The organism is Gordonia sp. McavH-238-E (assembly GCF_022348225.1).
Lineage (GTDB): Bacteria > Actinomycetota > Actinomycetes > Mycobacteriales > Mycobacteriaceae > Gordonia > Gordonia terrae.
The window spans coordinates 1-20498 of the sequence record NZ_JAKRFE010000029.1 but is presented as its reverse complement, the minus strand read 5'-3'; the positions used below and the strand labels follow the sequence as shown (position 1 = coordinate 20498).

Annotated in this window: 20 protein-coding genes; 15 read left to right on the top strand and 5 right to left on the bottom strand. The window is 67.0% G+C overall.

All coding sequences use genetic code 11. The features are described from left to right. Nucleotides 1-136: 136 nt before the first annotated feature. From MHN80_RS25130 to MHN80_RS25120, 3 genes are all read right to left on the bottom strand, one after another. Nucleotides 137-412 (bottom strand): GlsB/YeaQ/YmgE family stress response membrane protein, encoded by a 276-nt coding sequence (locus MHN80_RS25130; RefSeq protein ID WP_004023462.1) that lies wholly within the window; start codon nt 410-412, stop codon nt 137-139. Nucleotides 413-597: 185 nt separating this feature from the next. Then, nucleotides 598-1041 carry a lipoprotein LpqH gene (locus MHN80_RS25125; RefSeq protein WP_239404083.1) on the bottom strand — a complete coding sequence of 148 codons (444 nt, stop codon included), beginning with the start codon at nt 1039-1041 and terminating at the stop codon, nt 598-600. An 83-nt stretch (nt 1042-1124) separates the two neighbouring features. Then, nucleotides 1125-2018 carry a ParA family protein gene (locus MHN80_RS25120; RefSeq protein WP_239404082.1) on the bottom strand — a complete coding sequence of 298 codons (894 nt, stop codon included), beginning with the start codon at nt 2016-2018 and terminating at the stop codon, nt 1125-1127. A 355-nt stretch (nt 2019-2373) separates the two neighbouring features. On the opposite strand from MHN80_RS25120, the gene MHN80_RS25115 reads away from it, so the two are divergent. The 4 genes from MHN80_RS25115 to MHN80_RS25100 all read left to right on the top strand — a co-directional run bounded on the left by MHN80_RS25115 (nt 2374) and on the right by MHN80_RS25100 (nt 6711). Next, the gene (locus MHN80_RS25115) at nt 2374-3015 is read left to right on the top strand and encodes a hypothetical protein (protein WP_239404081.1); all 642 of its coding nucleotides are present in this window, start codon (nt 2374-2376) and stop codon (nt 3013-3015) included. 279 nt (nt 3016-3294) lie between these two features. Beyond that, a complete protein-coding gene (locus MHN80_RS25110; protein ID WP_101820598.1) occupies nt 3295-5130 on the top strand; it encodes a hypothetical protein in 1836 nt (611 codons plus the stop codon). Next, nucleotides 5127-5387: a hypothetical protein gene (locus MHN80_RS25105; protein WP_239404080.1), complete on the top strand. Its 261-nt coding sequence runs from the start codon at nt 5127-5129 to the stop codon at nt 5385-5387. The genes MHN80_RS25110 and MHN80_RS25105 overlap by 4 nt, the downstream gene beginning before the upstream one ends. Next, nucleotides 5362-6711 carry a hypothetical protein gene (locus tag MHN80_RS25100; protein WP_239404079.1) on the top strand — a complete coding sequence of 450 codons (1350 nt, stop codon included), beginning with the start codon at nt 5362-5364 and terminating at the stop codon, nt 6709-6711. Before MHN80_RS25105 ends, MHN80_RS25100 begins: the two co-directional genes overlap by 26 nt. A gap of 36 nt (nt 6712-6747) precedes the next feature. On the opposite strand, the gene MHN80_RS25095 is transcribed toward MHN80_RS25100, so the two are convergent. Continuing rightward, a complete protein-coding gene (locus tag MHN80_RS25095; RefSeq protein WP_033206077.1) occupies nt 6748-6945 on the bottom strand; it encodes a hypothetical protein in 198 nt (65 codons plus the stop codon). 102 nt (nt 6946-7047) lie between these two features. Further along, nucleotides 7048-7521 carry an NUDIX domain-containing protein gene (locus tag MHN80_RS25090; protein ID WP_239404078.1) on the bottom strand — a complete coding sequence of 158 codons (474 nt, stop codon included), beginning with the start codon at nt 7519-7521 and terminating at the stop codon, nt 7048-7050. 95 nt (nt 7522-7616) lie between these two features. Here MHN80_RS25090 and MHN80_RS25085 point away from each other — a divergent pair, with 95 nt between their 5' ends. The 11 genes from MHN80_RS25085 to MHN80_RS25035 all read left to right on the top strand — a co-directional run bounded on the left by MHN80_RS25085 (nt 7617) and on the right by MHN80_RS25035 (nt 20372). Next, nucleotides 7617-8813 carry a pyridoxal phosphate-dependent aminotransferase gene (locus MHN80_RS25085; RefSeq protein WP_239404077.1) on the top strand — a complete coding sequence of 399 codons (1197 nt, stop codon included), beginning with the start codon at nt 7617-7619 and terminating at the stop codon, nt 8811-8813. Nucleotides 8814-8827: 14 nt separating this feature from the next. Further along, nucleotides 8828-10033: a serine hydrolase gene (locus tag MHN80_RS25080; RefSeq protein ID WP_239404076.1), complete on the top strand. Its 1206-nt coding sequence runs from the start codon at nt 8828-8830 to the stop codon at nt 10031-10033. A 241-nt stretch (nt 10034-10274) separates the two neighbouring features. After that, nucleotides 10275-11657 carry an FAD-binding oxidoreductase gene (locus MHN80_RS25075; RefSeq protein ID WP_239404075.1) on the top strand — a complete coding sequence of 461 codons (1383 nt, stop codon included), beginning with the start codon at nt 10275-10277 and terminating at the stop codon, nt 11655-11657. A gap of 32 nt (nt 11658-11689) precedes the next feature. Further along, the gene (locus tag MHN80_RS25070; RefSeq protein ID WP_239404074.1) at nt 11690-12856 is read left to right on the top strand and encodes a helix-turn-helix transcriptional regulator; all 1167 of its coding nucleotides are present in this window, start codon (nt 11690-11692) and stop codon (nt 12854-12856) included. Nucleotides 12857-13032: 176 nt separating this feature from the next. Beyond that, complete coding sequence (locus tag MHN80_RS25065; protein WP_004023476.1) at nt 13033-14670, top strand: aromatic/alkene/methane monooxygenase hydroxylase/oxygenase subunit alpha; 1638 nt, start codon at nt 13033-13035, stop codon at nt 14668-14670. A 101-nt stretch (nt 14671-14771) separates the two neighbouring features. After that, on the top strand, nt 14772-15812 hold the full coding sequence (locus MHN80_RS25060) for a 2Fe-2S iron-sulfur cluster-binding protein (RefSeq protein ID WP_239404073.1): 1041 nt from the start codon (nt 14772-14774) through the stop codon (nt 15810-15812). Nucleotides 15813-15859: 47 nt separating this feature from the next. Further along, complete coding sequence (locus MHN80_RS25055; protein WP_239404072.1) at nt 15860-16978, top strand: aromatic/alkene monooxygenase hydroxylase subunit beta; 1119 nt, start codon at nt 15860-15862, stop codon at nt 16976-16978. Between the two features lie 2 nt (nt 16979-16980). Next, nucleotides 16981-17319, top strand: coding sequence for a propane 2-monooxygenase effector subunit MimD (mimD, locus tag MHN80_RS25050; RefSeq protein WP_172622110.1), 339 nt, complete (start codon nt 16981-16983; stop codon nt 17317-17319). Between the two features lie 180 nt (nt 17320-17499). Next, complete coding sequence (locus MHN80_RS25045) at nt 17500-18546, top strand: amidohydrolase family protein (RefSeq protein WP_239404071.1); 1047 nt, start codon at nt 17500-17502, stop codon at nt 18544-18546. Beyond that, nucleotides 18543-19343 carry an iron-sulfur cluster assembly protein gene (locus MHN80_RS25040; protein ID WP_239404070.1) on the top strand — a complete coding sequence of 267 codons (801 nt, stop codon included), beginning with the start codon at nt 18543-18545 and terminating at the stop codon, nt 19341-19343. The genes MHN80_RS25045 and MHN80_RS25040 overlap by 4 nt, the downstream gene beginning before the upstream one ends. 3 nt (nt 19344-19346) lie before the next feature. Continuing rightward, on the top strand, nt 19347-20372 hold the full coding sequence (locus MHN80_RS25035; RefSeq protein WP_004023482.1) for an NAD(P)-dependent alcohol dehydrogenase: 1026 nt from the start codon (nt 19347-19349) through the stop codon (nt 20370-20372). Nucleotides 20373-20498: the final 126 nt, after the last annotated feature.

Here is a 20498-nt window from a genome sequence, read left to right as displayed (position 1 = left end):
CGTCGCCTTGTCCTCGTACCCAATCCAACGTACGCACATGCGCTGGGTCGGCCGATCTCCTGCGGACACGACTCCGCCCCGGTGCCGAGATGTCGGCGCCGGGGCGGAGTCGGGCTGTACGGGTCCGAAGAGACCTCTAGACGCGGGTACGGCCGCGTCCGGTCACCAGCTTGACGAGGAACAGCAAGATGCACGCACCGGCCAGGCAGGTGATGAAGCTGAAGATCCACCCTCCGCCCTCGACGTCGACCCCGAACAGGGTCAGCAACCAGCCACCGAGGAGGCCGCCGATGACGCCGACCACGATGTTGAGGATGATCCCCTGCTGCGCATCGGTCTTCATGATCTTGCTGGCGATCCAGCCGGCCAGTCCACCGATGATGATCCACGCGATGATGCCAATTCCCAGCATGTCTACCTCCTGAGGTTCGTCGTTGATCCGTTGTGCGAATCGTTTGGGATCGCGAAGATCCCTCGAATCGCTACAAATCGGAACGTACCCAGGCATGCAGCGGTTGAAACAGCCTCCGCGTGAAATGTGTACACATCGAGACCGGACCCGTCACCGGATCGAGACCCGGGGGCCGGGAACCCGGCTCAGGGGCAGGTCACCTTGATCTCGTAGGACTTCGTGACCTGCTCGGTCGGGTTCGCCAGGTCGATACCGGACGCCTCACCGCTCACCGTGTAGGTGTCACCGTCCTTGGTGACATCGGCGCTCCCCCCGCCCGCACCCTTCTGGTAGCCCAGTGTCACCCCGTCGAGCGAACCCAGACCCACCGATTCGACCTCGGGGGAGTCACCCGAGGTCAGGACCACGCCGATACCCGAGCCCGAGCCCGAACCGATTCCGATGGTCACCTTCCCTGCGGAATCCGTGCAACCGACCGTCTTGTCCGCCAGTTCCAGCTCCTTGCCGTCGACGGTCACCGTGGCCTCCGCGTCGGTGCCACCCGACGCCGAGTCGTCGGAACCGCATGCGGTGAGGGCTACGGCCAGTGCCGCGGCGCCGAGAACCGAAGTGATGTGCACTTTGCGCATGATGGGAGGTCTCCTGAGGAGTCGACGAGGTGCCACCGGTCGGCGGCTGAGATGAATTTAGACGCCTGAGCTGCGGTTCGGCGTCAGTTGATCGAATGGGCGCGGGAACTCGCCGTGGTCACGGAGAGTTTGGCGTCGGCCTCGACCATGACCGCGCGGGTGAGGTCGCGGAGCTGCTCGTAGTGCCCGTGGTAGCCGTACTTCGCGTGCACGCTGGGCCACGACGCGAACTCGGCGGCCGCACCGATCGCGTTGGCCTCGTGCACGTAGGCGGGTAAGACGTTCTGGATGGTGGGGTCCCGACGGAGTCGCCGCACCGTGTCCTGGTGGAGGCCCGATCCGGCACGGTACTTGGTGATCACGACCCCCAACTCGACGATGTCGCGCCCCAGTTCGGCGCCGAAACCGGCGACCTGCCGCTGGACGTGTGGGATCGCGTACGTGGACAACACATCGGGGATCGTCGGGATCAGGTACCCGCCGGCCATGGCCAGGCCGTTGAGACTGAACGGTCCGACGTTGGGCGGGCAGTCGATGAGGATGTAGTCGTACCTGCCGGCAACCGGGTCGAGGACGTTTCCCAAGACCTCGACGGCCGCCAGGTGATCGTCGGCCGCGACCCGATGGGCGCTCAGCTCCTCGGCCAGTTCGATGAGGTCCAGCGAGGACGGCAGCAGGTCGATCCCGGTCAGTCCGCTGACGGTCGAGACGTCGCGCTGCACGCTGCTCTCGAGATCGAAGTCCCGGGTGCCGTCGAGTACGTCGGCGAACAGTGTCGCAACGGTCTGCCGTCGCGCATTGCACGCGAGCCAGCGCTCCTGCCCGATCATCATGGTCGTCAGGTTCGTCTGCGCGTCCAGGTCGACGAGAAGGACCTTCTTACCGAAGACGCCGGCGAGAAAATCGGCGAGCGCTCCGGTGAGCGTGGTTTTCCCGACCCCGCCCTTGAGGCTGATGGTCGCGATCACCGTCGGCATGATGTCCCCGGTCTGCTCGGTCGTCGTGCGTCGCGAGTCAGATTACCGAGCCGACGCCGAGGCCACCGGGCGTAATCGGAACCCCGTCCGCCGGAGGTCGCCCCGTCGGGAGCGCTCGATCCGAAGTCCCGCGGTCGAGATGGGGTCCGGCGAACCTGGCGAGCCCATTCTGCGAGAATTCTCCGAATCTGTGACAATGTTCGCGTCGAGAGTATTGATGGGCTATTTCGATGAATTCGATATCCGTATTCGGAATTGGATGAGAAACGATCATCGAAACAAAGCCTCGAATTCGGCGACGTGCGAACTCTCGTGAGCACCGACCCGCAGAATTCCCACGTGGAAGGACAACCGTATGAGTATCCGAGTCCGAAAGGTCACCGCCGGCCTGGCGGTCTGCGCCGCGGCGGCCTTCGGCGCGGCCCACACGCCCGCAGCCGAGGCCGCGCCGACCGATGTCACCGCGACGGCCTCCGTGTCCGGCAGCACCGTCACGCTGACGGTCACGAACAACTCCGCGAAACGCATCGGCTGCGAGATCGTCGGGGTCCCGGCCGGCGGCGCCCCGACCAACGTCGTCTTCGGATACCAGACCCCCGAGGAGCTGGGCGCGCTGATCACCACCGGATCGTCGAAGTCGTTGCCGCTGCGGATTTCTCAGGGCACACCGCCTGCCCCGACCGGAACGACGACGATCCCGGACGGTGCTTACGACATCTACTGGGGCTGCACCACGATCACCCTGCCGCCGGGCACCGGGGCAGCCGAGGAGTTCTGGGGCACCAACCCACCGGTGACGGGCACGACCCCGACGGTCGCGGAGCCGATCCGGGTGACGGTGCCGGGCGGCGCGGCGACACCCCCGGCGCCGAAACCCGACGCCCCGGCCGCCCCCGGTCTGCCGACCATCCCGGGGCTGCCGAACATTCCCGGACTCCCCGAGATCCAATTGCCCGCGGAGATCTGCTCGACGTCGTCCTGCCTCCCCGTCGGATGACCTGCCGGGTGTGACCGCTCGCCCGCGGTCACACCGGGGGAGTCTGTCACCGAAATCCGCGGTGTGTCCGATCGAATATGTGCCGACAGCGGCCCGGTGAATCGTGCGCGGGCGAGGGCACGGCGCGAATCCGCGGATTCGTCACCGGGGATTCGCCGTCGTGATCACCGTGATCTCGATTCGCGGCGACCGGCGGCGAAGGGGGTCTCACCGGGCGAGTGATGACCGGTTTGGGCAATGCACTTCCGGGACCCGGGTGCGGTTGTGCATACTTCGACCATGCCAACATCCGATGTCACGCCTCTGCATCTCGCGGCCGAAGGCGGCGGGGCGGCGCTCGATCAGGTCTTCCTGATGTCCGCGGTGGCCGCCGTCGTGTCGATCGGTCTGCTCTGGATCGGATACCTGCACCGCACACGCAAGATCACCTGGCTGACGACGTTGTCCGAGTGGGCCGCGCGCCGCGTGAACCGGCCGCCGTGGGCGGCCCTGCCGATCTTCCTGTTCACCAGCACGATCATCTGCGCCCTGTTCGGCTTCCTCTGGGATGTGAGTCTGCACATCGGCGATGGCCGCGACGAGGGACCGCTCGCGAACCCCGCGCACTACTTCATCCTGGTGGGCCTGTTCCTGCTGTTCATCTCCGGCATGCTGTCGGTGTTCCTGCCGTTCGACAAACCCGGCCGCTCGGCGGTCCGGATCACGCGCCACTGGTATGCGCCGGTCGGTGGAATCCTGTTGGCCGGCTGTGGTTTCTACGCGTTGCTGGGATTCCCGCTCGACGACGTCTGGCACCGGATCTTCGGCCAGGACGTCACACTGTGGGGGCCGACTCACCTGATGCTGATCGGCGGCGCGGGTCTGTCGCTGATCGCGGTCGTGATCCTCGACCGGGAGGGGCGGGCCGCGATGGGTCCCGACGCCCCGCAGGACGGGCGGAGTCAGTGGCTCGTACGCTGCCTGGCCTTCGGCGGACTGGTGATCGGGATGTCGGTGTTCCAGATCGAATACGACTTCGGTGTCGAGCAGTTCCGTCTCGTCCTGCAGCCCATGATGATCGCCGGCGCCGGCGCATTCGCGCTCGTGGCCGCACGGATCAGCCTGGGGCCGGGCGCGGCGCTCGTCGCGGCGGTGTTCGCGATCCTGTTGCGCGGTGTCGTCGCCGTCGTCGTCGGACCGGCTCTGGGCGCACCGATCAACGTGTTCCCGCTCTACCTGGGCGCGGCTGTGGTCATCGAGCTGCTCGCGCTGACCCCCCTCCTCAAACGCCGGGTGCTCTTCGGCGCGGTGGCCGGTCTGGGCGTCGCGACTCTCGGGCTCTGGATCGAGTCGTGGTGGATCGCCGCGGCCTATCCGTTCCCGTGGGTCACCGGAATGTGGGGCGAGGCACTGGCCATGGCCATCCCGGTGGGGGTCGTCGCCGGAGTGTGCGGCGGCCTGCTCGGCCTCGTCAGCGTCGGCGAACGACTCCCCCGACGCTGGATCAGTGTCACCGCCGTCGTGCTCTCGGTCCTGGTGATCGGCGGCGCCGTCGCCAACGGGCTGCGGGTCTCGGTGCCCGCGGACACCACCGCGCGCATCGTCCTGACCCCCGCCGGCCCCAACGCGGCCGCCGAGCAGAACGTCACCGCCGAGGTCTTCCTCAACCCGACCGACGCACTCAGCGGTGACCCGGAATGGGTGACGCTGATGTCCTGGCAGGGCGGGATCGACAACGACCGCGGCATCGTCATCGACCGCCTCGAGCGGGTGGGTCCCAACCGGTTCCGGTCCACCGAACCGATGCCGGTGTCGGGATCGTGGAAGACCATCCTGCGGGTGCAGGACGGGACCACCATGGCCGGTGTACCCGTCTACCTCCCGGCGGATCCCGCGATCGGCGCGGAAGGCGAACCGGCGCAACAGACGTCGACGAAGCCGTTCGTCGCGGAGATCTCGATCCTGCAGCGCGAGCGCACCTTCGACTACCCGTCGTGGCTGTTCGGTGCCGCGTCCCTGGTGGTTCTCGTGTGCTCGCTGCTGCTCATCGCCGCACTCTCCTGGGGGGCCGGCCGGGTGAACGCCCGCGAGGCGACCTCGGGCGCACGGGAGCCAGAGCTCCAGCCGCAGCCGTGACCGGTTCCGCGGCGGCCGTTGCCGTCCACCATCTCGCCACCCATCCGCTCGTGCTGGCCCTGCCGGCCGTGATCCCCGCGTTCCTGCTGGTGGGCGTCATCGTCACGATCGCGATCCTCGACCGCCGTCGCGGGGACGAGGACGAGGACGACGGTGACGCCGCCGGCACCGGCGGCGTCGATCACTCCACCGACCCGGATCCCACCGCTCCCCCGACCCGGAACGAGGCCGATGACCCCGCCCGCGAGGCCGACTGACACTCTGCTCGCCCACGGACTGGGAGGTTCGGAATACCTGCCCGTTCCGCTGACCGCGGTGTTGATCGGCTGCGCGTGGGCACTGACGATCTCTTTCGCGATCATCGCCTTCGCTTGGCGCACACCGCGGTACGGACGACCCGACGCCGGCCGTGAGCTTCCGCCGTGGGTGACGACGACCGTGGACAACCGCTGGGTTCGCGGTGTGATCAGCGGACTCGCGGTGGTGCTCACCGCGTGGCTCATCGTCGCCGCCTTCGGGCCCGACACCGACGAGAACCCCCTGCCCGGCGCGTTCTACGTCCTGCTCTGGGTGGGCATGACCGTGCTGTCGGCGCTCCTCGGCCCGGTGTGGCGGCTGTTGTCGCCGGTCCGGACCGTCCTTCGCCTGGCGCAGGGCATCGCGGGCCCGCGTGTCGTCGGCCTGACGGACTATCCGCGACGTCTCGGGTGGTGGCCCGCAGCGCTGGGTCTCTTCGCCTTCGTCTGGCTGGAACTGGCGTCTCCCGACCCGAGTTCGGTGGCGTCGGTGCGGATCTGGTTGATCTGCTATGTCGTGATCACCTTCGCCGGTGGCGTGGTCTTCGGACTGCGCTGGACTGATCGCGGCGACCCGTTCGCGGTGTACAGCACGGTTGCATCGCGTCTGTCCCCGTTCGCCCGGAACCGCGAGGGTCGGGTGATCGCCCGGAGTCCGATGAACTCGCTGACCACGCTGCCGGTGCTCCCGGGTACCGTCACGGTCCTCGCGATCCTGCTCGGCTCCACCGCCTTCGACAGTTTCTCGGCGATCCCGCTCTGGCGGGATCTCGTCGCCGAGGGCGCGGGCGACAACCAGGTGATCGCCACCTGCTACTCGACCGCGGGCCTACTGGTGTTCATCGGCATCGTCGCGGCGACGTTCTGGACGGCCGCCCGCGCCGTCGGCGGTGTGCAACCGGATCTCCGGCGCCGCCTGCCCGGCCTGATGGCGCACTCGCTCGTCCCGATCGTGATCGGCTACATCCTCGCCCACTACCTGCAGTCGCTGGTCGAGCAGGGCCAGGAGACCGTACTCGCACTGGGCGATCCGCTGGGGCGAGGCTGGAACGTGCTGTGGCTCAGCGATGCCCATCCGGTCTACGTGATGTCGAACCATCCGACCGTCACCGTGACCCTCAAGGTGGCGTTCGTCCTCGGCGGGCACCTGCTGGGGGTCGCCGCCGCGCACGATGCGTCACTGCGGCTGCTACCGCGGAAGCACCAGCTGACCGGGCAGCTCACCATGATGGTGACGATGGTCTTCTACACGTTCCTCGGCCTGTACCTGTTGTTCGGCGGATGAGTTCGGCGGAAAGGTCCGCCGGTCGGTGGGCCGGGCTCAGTAGGTGGTCGGCGGGGTGCCCTTCTTGTTCGAACGGAACAGCATGTAGCCGCCGTAGAGGGCGAGTGCGATGAGGGCGATCCAGAACAGTCCCTCGAGCAGCGGGCCGAGGACGGCCAGCGCGATCAGTGCGACCGCGAGGACGCCCAGGACTTTCCAGAAGGTCATGCCGGTGGTGTTCGTCGATGTGCTCATGCGCCCAGTCTGCGCCCGCCGAAGCGGGAAAGCGATGGTCGAGGGCACTTCTGGGGCGAACTTCAGGGACTTCCCTGAGAGAGCCCCCACCGCGGGAAACCCCTACCGTGCGAACCATGCCTCGGCGTTGCCGCTGAGTGCCTTCTCGATGCGCAGCGCGGACGTGTCGGTCAGGTCGGACGGCAGTGCGTCGGGTGCGAACCACGCGACGTCGGAGTTCTCGTCGTCGGCGGCCCGCGGATCACCGGCGACGTACCGCGCGAGGAAGCAGACGTCGAGATAGCGGGTCTGGTCGCCGTTCGGGTAGGTGATCAGGGGGGTGACGTCGATGCTGGTCAGCCGCACGATGTCGACGGTGACCGCGGTCTCCTCCCGTACCTCGCGCAGGGCGGCCCGCGCCGGCTCCTCCCCCGGCTCGAGGACGCCGGACACGACGGCCCACTGCCCGTTGTCGACGCGCCGGGTGAGCAGCACGCGCCCCGAGTCGTCGAGGACGACGACGCTGACGCCGGACAGCCAGAGTTCGCGGTGACCGACCTGGGCTCGCAGATCGCGGATGAATTCGGGGATGGGCACCCCCACATCCTGCCCGGCGGGGTCGCACGGTGCCGAAGGAGCGCCGTCGGGGTGCGGGTCGGACGACGATCTCCGCGCCGCGCACAATGTGACCCATGAGGATCTCCCGACGCGCCGAAGGGATCGCACCGTTCCAGGCGATGGAGTACGCCAAGCGCGCGGCCGAACTCGAGGCGGCAGGTCATCCGGTCGTGAAGCTGAACATCGGCGAACCCGACTTCGGGCCGCCGCCTGCGGTTCTGGCCGCGGCCCGCGAAGCGACCGGGCGCCCCCTCGCGTACACCGGCGCCCTCGGTCTCCCCGCATTGCGCGAGGCCATCGCGGACTTCTACGGCCACCATTTCGGGGCCACGGTGGATCCGGCTCGGGTCGCGGTGACCGCCGGCGCGTCGGCGGCACTCCTGATGGCCTGCGCGGCGCTGATCGACCCGGGCGATGAGGTGCTCATCGGCGATCCCTCCTATCCGTGCAACCGTCAGTTCGCGCATGCGTTCGGCGCGCGGGTGAGGCTTTTGCCGACCACCCCGGCGACTCGGTTCCAGCTCACGACCGCCGAAGTCGGGGAGGCGTGGACGGATTCCACCCGCGGGGTCATCGTCGCCACCCCCTCGAACCCGACCGGCACGTCGATGCCCTACGAGGAACTCGTGGCCATGTGCGATCTGGCTGCCGCGCGTGGCGGATGGTCGATCGTCGACGAGATCTACCTCGGGTTGTCCGACCCCGCGCCGGACGGACGGCCGCCGCGCAGCGTCCTGGCCGCCGGCTCGCCCGGCGTCGCGGAGGCGGTGGTGGTCAACAGTTTCTCTAAGTACTTCGGGATGACCGGGTGGCGGTTGGGTTGGTGCATCGTCCCCGACGAACTCGTGGGAGTGATGGAACGGCTGGCGCAGAACTTCTATGTGTGCCCGCCGACCCCGTCGCAGTACGCGGCGCTGGCCTGCTTCACCCCGGAATCCCTCGCGGTCGCCGAACACAACCGCCGTGAGTTCGCGCGTCGACGCCAGCTCGTCGTCGACGGACTGGCCGATGTCGGACTCGAGGTGCCCGTCATCCCCGACGGCGCTTTCTACGTCTACCTCGACGTGAGTTCCACGGGGTTGACGTCGACCGAGTTCTGCGACCGGGTGCTCGCCGACGCCCACGTCGCCATGACCCCGGGCAACGACTTCGGCGTGGCGGGCGCGGACCGGTACGTCCGGCTGTCCTACGCCGCTTCCACCGACGACCTCACCCTCGCCATCGAACGGATTCGCACGTTCGTCGGCGCCGGTCATGTCCCACTTCGATGAGGAGAAACCAGCACATGAGCTTCGCGGGCACAGTCCGTTCCGAACGCCTCGCCGACGAGGTGACCCCGATCCTGACCGCGCGCACCGAGGGCGATCCACGGGTTCCGGGTGTGGTCGCGGGCGTGACGACCGACGAGGAGACGGTGTTCCTGGGCGCCGCCGGGGTCCGCGCCCTCGACGACCCACAACCGATGACCGTCGACTCGGTGTTCGCGATGTTCTCCGCGACGAAGGCGGTCACCGCGACCGTTGCGCTCCAGCTCGTCGAGGACGGTGATCTCGACCTGCACGCACCCGCGCGCTCCTACGTACCGGAGCTCGGCGAACTACAGGTGATCGAAGGCTTCGACGACGACGGTCAGCCGCGCCTCCGCCCACCCGCCTCCGATGTCACAACACATCAGTTGCTCACCCACACTGCCGGTTTCGGTTACGACTTCTTCAACGAGACGTATCGACGACTCACCGCCGACCACGGCGTTCCCCCAGTCGCCACGGCGACCCTGGCGTCATTGCGGACCCCACTGTTGTTCGATCCGGGCACGGAGTGGGAATACGGTTCCGGAGTGGACTGGGCCGGACAGGTCATCGAGGCCGTCGCCGGACGCCGGCTCCGCGAGGTGATGGACGACCGGGTCCTCACACCACTCGGCATGTCCGACACCGGTTTCGCGCTCTCCGACGACGCCCGCAGCAGGCGGGCCGTCCTGCACATGCGCAAACGGGGCGAGCTGGTACCCAACCATCGTTGGGAACAGCCCGCCGATCCCGAGATCGACATGGGCGGACAAGGCCTTTGGTCCACGGTCCCCGACTATCTGACGTTCCTGCGAATGTGGTTGCGCGGCGGGCGTTCCGACAGCGGAGAGCAGATCCTGCGACCGAACACCGTCGAGGGCGCGTTGCACAATCAGATCGGCGACTTGGCGGTTCGACGGTTACCCGGCGTGATCCCGCCGTTGAGCCACGACGTCGAATTCTTCCCCGGCACACCGAAGTCGTGGTCCTATCCGTTCATGGTCAACGACGCCGACGCGCCGACCGGCCGCCCGGCCGGGTCCCAGTCGTGGGCCGGGCTGGCGAACCTCTACTTCTGGATCGATCCCCACACCCGCATCGGCGGCTTCTGGGCGACGCAGGTCTTCCCGTTCTTCGACCCTGCCTCGGTCGACGGCTACCTCGACTTCGAGGCAGCCACGTACCGGGCACTGCAGGCCTGAAACACACTCTGAAACCACCCGTCAGAACGTCGCCGACGACATATCGTCGACGGCGCCCCTCCTGAGGGTGGTTCCCAGGGTCGCCGCCCGACACCCCCAGACTTCTGGGAAGGCACTGCCCCAGAACTCTGGCGCGCACAGTTCCCGCGTTCGAGGGATGGCGGGAACAAAAGGGCCTCAGCCACTCTGAGTCGCATGGAGCAGCCGGTCCCCGGCGCACCACCGACTCGAAGGAAGCACCGTGTCCATCACCTCCGAACCTCTCGACTCCACCGACTTCGACGCCCTGCTCTCCGCGGTTGCCGGGCCGGTCCTGACCCCGGCTGACGAGGGTTACACCGGCGAACTGTCCGGCTTCAACCTCGCGGCGATCCCGGCAGCCGACGTGGTCGTCGGGGCGACGAACGCCGCCGACGTCGCCGCCGCCGTGCGGTACGCGCGGTCCAACGGATTGCGCATCAGTGCGCGCGCCACCGGGCACGGCTCCCCCATCGAGGGGCGGGGCACGGTCGTCGTCACGACCTCCCGGATGACCGGGATCAGCGTCGACCCGGTCACCAGGACCGCTCGTGTCGGCGCCGGTGTGCGGTGGCGCGACGTGGCCGCCGCGACCGCGCCCCACGGTCTCACGGGGCTCGTCGGCTCGTCGTCGTCGGTGGGCGTCGTCGGGTACACCCTCGGCGGCGGCCTCAGTCCCCTCGGTCGGCAGTTCGGTTACGCCGCCGACCATGTCCGTTCGATCGAGCTCGTCACCGCCGACGGCATCGTCCGGACAGTCGACGCGTCGGCGGGTTCGGACCTGTTCTGGGCGCTGCTGGGCGGCCGCGACGGTTTCGGCATCGTCACCGCACTCGAGTTCGAGCTGTTCGATCTGCCCACGGTCTACGGCGGCGGGATCTTCTTCGCCGGCTCAGCGGCCGGCGACGTCTTACATGCGTGGCGGGAGTGGGCCCCTTCCCTTCCCGAGGAGGCCGGGACCTCGGTGGCCATCCTCCGGCTCCCGCCGGACCCCAACCTGCCGCCGCCCCTGCAGGGTCAGCTCGCCGTCCACGTGCGCTACACGCACACCGGCGACCCGGCCACCGCCGCCGCCCTGCTGGCACCGATGCGTTCGGCCGGGCCGATCCTGCTGGAGAACATCGACGTCTTGCCGATCGCCGCACTCGATGCCGTGCACATGGACCCGCCCGGGCCGATGCCCAGCGCCGAGCGTGGCTGCCTGCTCACCGGTTTCCCGCCATCGGCCGTGGACGCACTGCTCGCCGTCGCCGGCCCCACGGTGGCGAGTCCGCTGGCCATCGTCGAGGTCCGTCTCCTCGGTGGCCGGTTGCGGTCGCCGCAACGTGTACCCAACGCCGTGGTCGGACGCGACGGCGCGTTCTCCGTCATCGCCATCGGCGTCCCCGCGGGCCCGATGGGCCACCAGGTCGGTGAGCATCTCGCCGCCGTGAACGACGCGCTGGCCGCCCACTCGTCGGGAGCCCTGCTGAACTTCTCCGGGCGGACGTCCGCCGAGCGCGACGCGTTGTGGCCCGACGATCAGCGGATGCGTCTGGAGACCATCCGGCGTCGCCACGATCCGAACGGTGTCCTCCAACCAGGTGATCCCACGATTGTGGGATAGACATCACCGCAGCTCACGCCGACAATTGTCGGATGACATCGAGTCTGACCGCCGAGCGTGTGCGCCGCGACATCGAGGTCGTGGCCCACGCCGGCCTGACTCTCGACGAGTTCTTCGCCGAGACCGTGGCCTCGCTGGGCCGCGCGGTGCCCGCCGACGCCTTCTGCATCGGCACCTTCGATCCCAACACCGTGCTGCTGACCAGCGCCCGCAAGTACGGCGCCCTGCTCGGCCAGGATCATCGTGATCCCGATTGGGGCCTCCTCGAGTACGGCCAGGTGGAGCCGACCGCGTTCCGTCAGATGGTCGCCGAGAGGCGCGACGCAGTCGGCATGAAGATGCTCGAACGAGATGCGCCGGAACACTCGAACCGCATGTCGCAGTTGATGATCCCGGAGTACTGCTTCCACGACGAGGCGAGGCTCGTGCTGCGCGACGGCGACCGGGCGTGGGCCGGTATCTCGCTGTTCCGCAGCGGTTCCGGATGCCGGCCGTTCGATTCCGACGAAGTGGAGTTCCTGGCCTCGCTGTCGCGCACGCTCGCACACGGTGTCCGGGTCGGCCTGCTGAGCAGCGTGGTCGCCGACATGCCGAGCGTGCCGGGTCCGGTTCCCGCGGCCGTGCACGGCCCGGCGGTCCTGATCATCGACCGCAGCAACGAGATCGTCCAGATGAGCGCCGGCAGCCAGGAACGCATCGCCGACCTCGCGTCCGGTCCCAACGGTGCGGCGGTGATGAACCCCATCTACGGCCTGATCGGGGCCGCACGACGGTACGGGGCCGGTGAGTCCTCCGTCCCGCCGCGCCTCCGGGTGCGGGGTGCGTCGGGCATGTGGCTGGTCATCCACGCATCGCCGCTGTCATCGGCCGACGGCCGGGTGGGCGAGGTCGTGGTGACGATCGAGGAGGCGCGCCCGCCCGAGATCATTCCGCTGGTCGTCGAGGCATTCGGGCTCACCGCTCGCGAACGCGACGTCACGCAGATGGTGCTGCAGAGCGTGGCCACCAAGGACATCGCCACCGCCCTGCACGTCTCGGCCTACACCGTGCAGGACCACCTGAAATCCATCTTCGACAAGGCCGGCGTCCGCAGCAGACGCGAGCTGATCGCGCGGATCTACTTCGATCAGTACGCCCAACGTCTCAACGAACCGCTGTTGCCGTCCGGATCGTTCGCCGCCGCCGACAACGAGCTGTAGCGAGCTCCTCCCCCTCCGAACCCCCAACGAACCCGCCCTGTGCGCGCCGCACTCGGCGGGTTCGTTGTCGTCGTCTCACAGTGAGACGTTTGTAATCCACGTCACAGGGTTGTATCGAAGTCGCTCCAGTCCATGCGGGCCGGCAGTCCGCCGGCTCTCCACCAAGGAGGCGCACTTTGAGCAGGCAGAGCTTGACAAAAGCCCATGCGAAGATCACCGAGTTGTCCTGGGAGCCCACCTTCGCCACCCCGGCCACCCGGTTCGGTACCGACTACACATTCGAGAAGGCCCCCAAGAAGGATCCGCTCAAGCAGATCATGCGGTCGTACTTCCCGATGGAGGAGGAAAAGGACAACCGCGTGTACGGCGCCATGGACGGCGCCATCCGCGGCAACATGTTCCGCCAGGTGCAGGAACGTTGGCTGGAATGGCAGAAGCTGTTCCTGTCGATCATCCCGTTCCCCGAGATCTCTGCGGCCCGCGCGATGCCGATGGCCATCGACGCCGTCCCCAATCCCGAGATCCACAATGGCCTGGCCGTGCAGATGATCGACGAGGTTCGTCATTCGACGATCCAGATGAACCTCAAGAAGCTGTACATGAACAACTACATCGACCCGGCCGGCTTCGACATCACCGAGAAGGCGTTCGCCAACAACTACGCCGGCACCATCGGCCGCCAGTTCGGCGAGGGTTTCATCACCGGCGACGCCATCACCGCGGCCAACATCTACTTGACCGTCGTCGCCGAAACAGCCTTCACCAACACGCTTTTCGTCGCCATGCCCGACGAGGCCGCCGCCAACGGCGACTACCTGCTGCCGACCGTGTTCCACTCCGTCCAGTCCGACGAGTCGCGACACATCTCCAACGGCTACTCGATCCTGCTCATGGCACTCGCCGACGAGCGCAACCGCCCCCTGCTGGAGCGCGATCTGCGCTACGCATGGTGGAACAACCACTGCGTCGTCGACGCCGCCATCGGCACGTTCATCGAGTACGGCACCAAGGACCGTCGCAAGGATCGCGAGAGCTACGCCGAGATGTGGCGTCGCTGGATCTACGACGACTACTACCGCAGTTACCTTCTGCCGCTGGAGAAGTACGGGCTCACCATCCCGCACGACCTTGTCGAGGAGGCGTGGAACCGGATCACCAACAAGCACTACGTCCACGAGGTCGCCCGCTTCTTCGCCACCGGCTGGCCGGTCAACTACTGGCGCATCGACGCCATGACCGACAAGGACTTCGAGTGGTTCGAGCACAAATACCCCGGCTGGTACAACAAGTTCGGCAAGTGGTGGGAGAACTACAACCGGCTCGCCTACCCGGGCCGCAACAAGCCGATCGCCTTCGAAGAGGTCGGGTACGAGTACCCGCACCGGTGCTGGACCTGCATGGTGCCCGCCCTCATCCGCGAGGACATGGTCACCGAGAAGGTCGACAACCAGTGGCGCACGTACTGCTCGGAGACCTGCTACTGGACCGATGCGGTGGCGTTCCGGGGCGAGTACGAGGGTCGTGAGACCCCGAACATGGGTCGCCTCACCGGTTTCCGTGAATGGGAGACTCTCCATCACGGCAAGGATCTCGCCGACATCATCCAGGACCTGGGTTATGTCCGAGATGACGGCAAGACCTTGATCCCGCAGCCGCACCTCGATCTGGACCCGAAGAAGATGTGGACGCTCGACGATGTCCGCGGCAACGTCTTCAACAGCCCGAACGTGCTGCTCAACGAGATGTCCGACGAGGAACGGGACGCCCACATCGCGGCGTACCGCGCCAACACCAACGGGGCCGTTCCGGCCTGAGGCGGCAGGGGTGGTGGACGGCGCGAACCTCCGCAACCGCGCCGTCCACCACATCCGCAACTGAACCGTTTCGTCGCAATTCCCTTCGCTCAGGAGCTTCCGTGGCCGACACACATCGCATCAACTTCGCCCCCGTCGACATCGAGATGGAGGTGGGCGAGGACGAGACCATCCTCGACGCCGCATTCCGGCAGGGCATCCACCTCATGCACGGGTGCCGGGAGGGTCGGTGCTCGGCGTGCAAGTCCTACATGCTCGACGGCGACGTCCAGATGGACGACTACTCGACCTTCGCCTGCAACGACGCCGAAGAGGCCGAGGGGTACGTCCTGCTCTGCCGCACCTATGCCTACAGCGACTGCGACATCGAGTTGCTGAACTTCGACGAGGACGAATTGCTCGGCGGCGCACCGATCCAGGACGTCAAGACCCGCGTCGCGGCGGTCGAGTCGATGACCAAGGACATCGTCTCTCTTCGTCTGGACGTCGTCGAGCCGGCGACCTTCGAGTTCAAACCCGGCCAGTACGTGGACCTCTCGATCCCCGGGACGGATGAGAAGCGGTCGTTCTCGATCGCCACCACGCAATCCACCCCGGACACACTCGAGTTCCTCATCAAGAAGTATCCGGGCGGCGTGTTCGCCGGCATGCTCGAGAGCGGACTCGAACCGGGCACCGAGATCATGGTCAACGGTCCCTACGGATCGTGCACCCTCCGCAACGGACATGTGCTCCCGCTCGTCTGCATCGGCGGGGGCGCGGGCATGGCACCGCTGCTGTCGCTTCTGCGGCACATCAGCGAAGCCGGAATTCAGCGCCCGGTGCGCTTCTACTACGGCGCTCGCACCGCGGCCGATCTGTTCTGTCTCGACGAGATCGCCTCGCTCGGTGAGAAGATCGCCGACTTCAGCTTCACCGCATGTTTGTCCGAGTCCGCCGCCGACGCACCCGCAGGCGTCTCGGTGGCCGAGGGCAACGTCACCGACATCGTCAACGAATGCGAATCCGACCTGTCCCGAACGGAGGTGTATTTCTGCGGACCCCCGCCCATGGTCGACGCGGCGTTGGCTCTCGCCGAACAACATTCGGTGCCCCGTGACCAGATCTTCTATGACAGTTTCACCAGCCCGGCATTCGACTAGCCCACTCAGATCCCCGACAGCCGCCGACATCCCGAGGAGCGCGCAGTATGTCCGCACCCACCGCACCCAAACCCAACCAGCGGGAACGCAGTTTCCCGTCCATCGAGTTCACCGACGCCGAGGCCGGCGCCAAGGACTTCCCGAGTTCGAAGAGCCGTAAATACAGCTATTACCAGCCGGCCAAGAAGCGGGCGACGACGTACGAGGACGTGACCGTCGATGTGCAGCCCGATCCCGAACGGCACCTGAGTCAGGGCTGGATCTATGGCTTCGGCAACGGTCCCGGCGGCTACCCGCAGGAGTGGACGACGGCGAAGTCGAGCAACTGGCACGCCTTCCTCGACCCGAACGAGGAGTGGGACCAGACGATCTACCGGAACAACTCGGCGGTCGTCCACCAGGTCGACCTGTGCCTGCAGAACGCCAAACGGGCACGCGCCTACGATTCCTGGAATTCGCCGTGGCTCAAGTTCATCGAGCGCAACCTCGGCGCCTGGATGCACGCCGAGAACGGGTTGGCGCTGCATGTGTTCACCTCCATCCAGCGGTCCGGACCGACCAACATGATCAACACCGCCGTGGCGGTGAACGCCGCGCACAAGATGCGCTTCGCCCAGGATCTCGCACTGTTCAACCTCGACTTGTCCGAGGCCGAGGAGGAATTCGACGGCGGGGCGCACAAAGAGGTGTGGCAGGCAGCGCCGGAGTGGCAGCCGACCCGCGAGGTCGTCGAGCGTCTCACGGCGGTCGGCGACTGGTGCGAGCTCCTCTTCGCCACCAACATCGTCTTCGAGCAGCTCGTCGGATCGCTGTTCCGTTCGGAGCTGGTCATGCAGGTCGCCGCCCGAAACGGCGACTACATCACCCCCACCATCGTCGGCACCGGTGAGTACGACTACGACCGCGACCTGGCCTACGCCCGGAGCCTGTTCCGAATCCTCACTCGCGACGGGGAATTCGGAGATCAGAACAAGGAGCTGTTCGCCCAGTGGCTCGCCGTGTGGGTACCCCGGTGCCTCGAGGCGGCCCGTGCGCTGCAACCGATCTGGTCCCAGCCGGCCGACAAGTCGATCACCTTCGCCACCAGCCTGGACGCGGCGACCGCCAAGTTCACCGACCTGCTGACATCCATCGATGTCGCCATCCCCGAGGAGTTGACCAAGTGACCATGCAATTCGGCGCGGAGACCGAGTTCTCCAACATGTGCGGCGTGACGCTGATGAACACCCCGATCGGCCGCGTCGTCGCCGACGTCATGGGTTCGAAGGACGGGGTCGAACTCACCGAGTACCCGTCGATGATCCGCGTGGACGGGGTCAACCGGCTCGAGTTCGACTACGACGAGCTGACCGACGCACTCGGCCAGGACTTCGACGGATCGATCTTCGAGGAGATCAGCTCGACCCATTACGGGCGGATGGTGCACCTCGACGACCGGACCTTCCTGTTCGCCAGCCCGGAGGATGCCGCCGAGTACATCGGTTTCGACCTCACCGCCCAGAGCTGAGAGCTCGCACCAGGCCTGCGTCGTGACCGCCGGCGGATCGTTCCCGGCGGTCACGACGTACACCAAACCATCTCTTCCAGCCCCTGTCCCCCGCCCCGCCGACCACATCCGAGACAGCCCGGCACCACCCGCCGAGACCACCCCGCCGAGACCACAGCCCACGATCGTCAGGAGCACACGATGTACGAGAAGAATGGCGACAGGTACTTCATCGTCGACGCCCACGTCCATCTCTGGGACGGACGCGAATCCAACCAGAAGAACATCCACGGCAAGCAGTTCATCGATTGCTTCTACGACTATCACCGCAACCTCAGCCCCGAGGACAAGGTGTGGGACTACGACACCTACACCTACTACGGCCCGGACCGGCTGATGCGTGACCTCTTCGAGGAGGGCCCGGCCGACCACGCGATCTTCCAGGCCACCATGCTGAGCGACTTCTACGTCAACGGTTTCGCGCAGGTCGACGACTCGCTGAAACTGTGCGAGGACAATCCCGGTCTGCTGACCTACAACCACGCCTACGATCCCCGGCACGGCGAGGCGGGTCTCGAGCAGTTGCGCCGCGACGCCGAGGTGATGAACCTCAAGGGGGTCAAGCTCTACACCGCCGAATGGTTCGGTGACTCACGCGGATACAAGCTCGACGACGCCTGGTCGCGCCGCTATCTCGAGGAGTGCATCAAGCTCGGCATCAAGAACGTCCACATCCACAAGGGCCCCACCATCCGGCCGCTCGACCGCGACGCCTTCGACGTCGCCGACGTCGACAAGGTGGCCACCGATTACCTCGACCTCAATTTCGTCGTCGAGCACGTCGGTCTCCCGCGGCTGGAGGACTTCTGCTGGATCGCGACCCAGGAGTCGAATGTGTTCGGCGGCCTGGCCGTGGCCATCCCGTTCATCCACACCCGCCCGCGGTACTTCGCCCAGATCATCGGTGAGCTCCTGTACTGGATCGGCGAGGACAAGATCCTCTTCGCCAGCGACTACGCGCTGTGGACACCGCAATGGCTGGTCGAGCGGTTCGTGGACTTCCAGATCCCGGAGGACATGACCGAATATGCGCCGATCACCGTCGAGCAGAAGAAGAAGATCCTCGGTCTCAACGCAGCCGCGCTGTACCCGCACATCGAGGTGCCCGAAGAACTTCGATTGCCCACGAGCGCAGCCGATCCGGATGCCGAGGTGGCCGCGGGCGCGAAGGATGCGGTGAACGCATGACCGCGCTGGACCATCGTCCGGCGCCCGGCGTCGAACACCCGACCCGTCTCGAGCACGACATCCTGGCCGCGCTGGACACGGTCCTCGACCCCGAACTCGACGAACCGATCACCGATCTCGCCTTCGTCCGGTCGATCCTGATCGACGACGCCGGGGTGACGGTCCACCTGCGACTGCCCACCTCGTTCTGCTCGCCGAACTTCGCCTACCTGATGGGATCGGACGCCCTCGACGCGCTCGAGGACATCGACGGGATCGGCCAGGTCCGGGTCCTGCTCGACGACCACCACGACAGCGACAAGATCAACGCCGGCCTCGACGCCCACGCGGGATACCGGGGCACATTCGGGGTGGAGGCACTCGACAGTCTCGACGAGCTGCGACTCACGTTCCGGCGCAAGGCACACACCGCCGCGATGGAGCGTTGCGTCGCAGCCGAGATCACCGCCGGACGGGTCCTGGTCGCCGAGGTCGAGCGTCTCGCGCTCCGCGATCTCCCGCGCGGCCACCGGAAGTCGGCGTTGGTGCGCCGGCGGATGGAGCTGGGACTCAGCGTCTGTCCCAACAGCCTTGTGGTCGTCGACGAGGAGGGACGCCCGTTGCCCGCCGAGCAGGTGCCCATGCGCCTGCGTTTCGCACGGTCCGTGCGGATCTCGATGGAGGGCAACAGCCACTTCTGCCGCGGGCTGCTCGCCACCCGCTACGCCGACGACACCGTCTGCGACGGCCGGAGCGGACCCGTCATCACCGATCTGCGGGCCACGCGCAGCGGCACCACCCGAACGGAACAGGAGTAGATCATGCGCGCAGTTCAGGTCGTGGGCTACCACGACAAGTTGCAACTCAACGAGGTCCCGGCGCCGGAGGTGACCGGCCCCCTCGACGTGATCGTGAAGATCGGTGGCGCCGGGGTGTGCCGCACGGACCTGCACATCCTCGAGGGTCAGTGGGAGGAGAAATCCGGTGTGTCGCTGCCGTACACGATCGGGCACGAGAACGCCGGCTGGGTCGACGCGATCGGGGACGCGGTCACCAACGTCGCCGTCGGCGACAAGGTGATCCTGCACCCACTCATCACGTGCGGCCTGTGTCGAGCGTGCCGGTTCGGCGACGACGTCCACTGCGAGAACAGCCAGTTCCCCGGCATCGACACCAACGGCGGGTACGCCGAGTATCTGAAGACCACCGCCCGCAGCGTCGTCCGGATCGACGATTCGCTCGAGCCCGCCGACGTCGCGGCACTCGCCGACGCGGGCCTCACCGCCTATCACGCCGCCGCCAAGGTCGCGCGTATGACGCGGCCCGGTGACACCTGCGTGGTGATCGGCGCCGGAGGACTGGGCCACATCGGGATTCAGGTCCTCGCCGCCATCTCTGCCGTCCGGCTCATCGTGGTGGACCGCAACCCCGATGCCGTCGAACTCGCCCAGCAGATCGGGGCCGACGTCGGCATCGTCGCCGACGGCACACACGTCGACAAGGTCCTCGAACTCACCGGCGGGCACGGCGCCGAGGCCGTGCTCGACTTCGTCGGAGAGGGCGGGGCCACCGCCGAGGGCACCGCGATGCTGCGGCGCGCAGGCAACTTCTTCGTCGTCGGTTACGGCGAGAACATCGACGTGCCGACCATCGACGTCATCTCGACCGAGATCAACTACATCGGCAACCTCGTCGGTTCCTACAACGACCTCGGGGAGCTGATGGACCTCGCCGCACGGGGAAAGGTCAAGCTGCACACCAGCACCTACGCCCTCGACGACTTCCAGCAGGCCCTCGACGACCTCGACGCCGGCCGGGTCCGCGGACGGGCGATCCTCGTTCCCTGACCCTTCGTGGCAGTGAGAATGGGTGTGGTGGTCGTCATGGGTTGAGGCCTGACCTGCTTCGTGGCTGACGGTGCTGTCATGGACGAGATCTGTCGGCCTCACTGCGCTGGCGATCACCGCAACACA

Excerpts from the sequence above, each read along its gene's own strand:
- MHN80_RS25130 (WP_004023462.1), bottom strand. The coding sequence starts at position 412 with ATGCTGGGAATTGGCATCATCGCGTGGATCATCATCGGTGGACTGGCC.
- MHN80_RS25125 (WP_239404083.1), bottom strand. The coding sequence starts at position 1,041 with ATGCGCAAAGTGCACATCACTTCGGTTCTCGGCGCCGCGGCACTGGCC.
- MHN80_RS25120 (WP_239404082.1), bottom strand. The coding sequence starts at position 2,018 with ATGCCGACGGTGATCGCGACCATCAGCCTCAAGGGCGGGGTCGGGAAA.
- MHN80_RS25115 (WP_239404081.1), top strand. The coding sequence starts at position 2,374 with ATGAGTATCCGAGTCCGAAAGGTCACCGCCGGCCTGGCGGTCTGCGCC.
- MHN80_RS25110 (WP_101820598.1), top strand. The coding sequence starts at position 3,295 with ATGCCAACATCCGATGTCACGCCTCTGCATCTCGCGGCCGAAGGCGGC.
- MHN80_RS25100 (WP_239404079.1), top strand. The coding sequence starts at position 5,362 with ATGACCCCGCCCGCGAGGCCGACTGACACTCTGCTCGCCCACGGACTG.
- MHN80_RS25095 (WP_033206077.1), bottom strand. The coding sequence starts at position 6,945 with ATGAGCACATCGACGAACACCACCGGCATGACCTTCTGGAAAGTCCTG.
- MHN80_RS25085 (WP_239404077.1), top strand. The coding sequence starts at position 7,617 with ATGAGGATCTCCCGACGCGCCGAAGGGATCGCACCGTTCCAGGCGATG.
- MHN80_RS25080 (WP_239404076.1), top strand. The coding sequence starts at position 8,828 with ATGAGCTTCGCGGGCACAGTCCGTTCCGAACGCCTCGCCGACGAGGTG.
- MHN80_RS25070 (WP_239404074.1), top strand. The coding sequence starts at position 11,690 with ATGACATCGAGTCTGACCGCCGAGCGTGTGCGCCGCGACATCGAGGTC.
- MHN80_RS25055 (WP_239404072.1), top strand. The coding sequence starts at position 15,860 with ATGTCCGCACCCACCGCACCCAAACCCAACCAGCGGGAACGCAGTTTC.
- mimD (WP_172622110.1), top strand. The coding sequence starts at position 16,981 with ATGCAATTCGGCGCGGAGACCGAGTTCTCCAACATGTGCGGCGTGACG.
- MHN80_RS25045 (WP_239404071.1), top strand. The coding sequence starts at position 17,500 with ATGTACGAGAAGAATGGCGACAGGTACTTCATCGTCGACGCCCACGTC.
- MHN80_RS25040 (WP_239404070.1), top strand. The coding sequence starts at position 18,543 with ATGACCGCGCTGGACCATCGTCCGGCGCCCGGCGTCGAACACCCGACC.
- MHN80_RS25035 (WP_004023482.1), top strand. The coding sequence starts at position 19,347 with ATGCGCGCAGTTCAGGTCGTGGGCTACCACGACAAGTTGCAACTCAAC.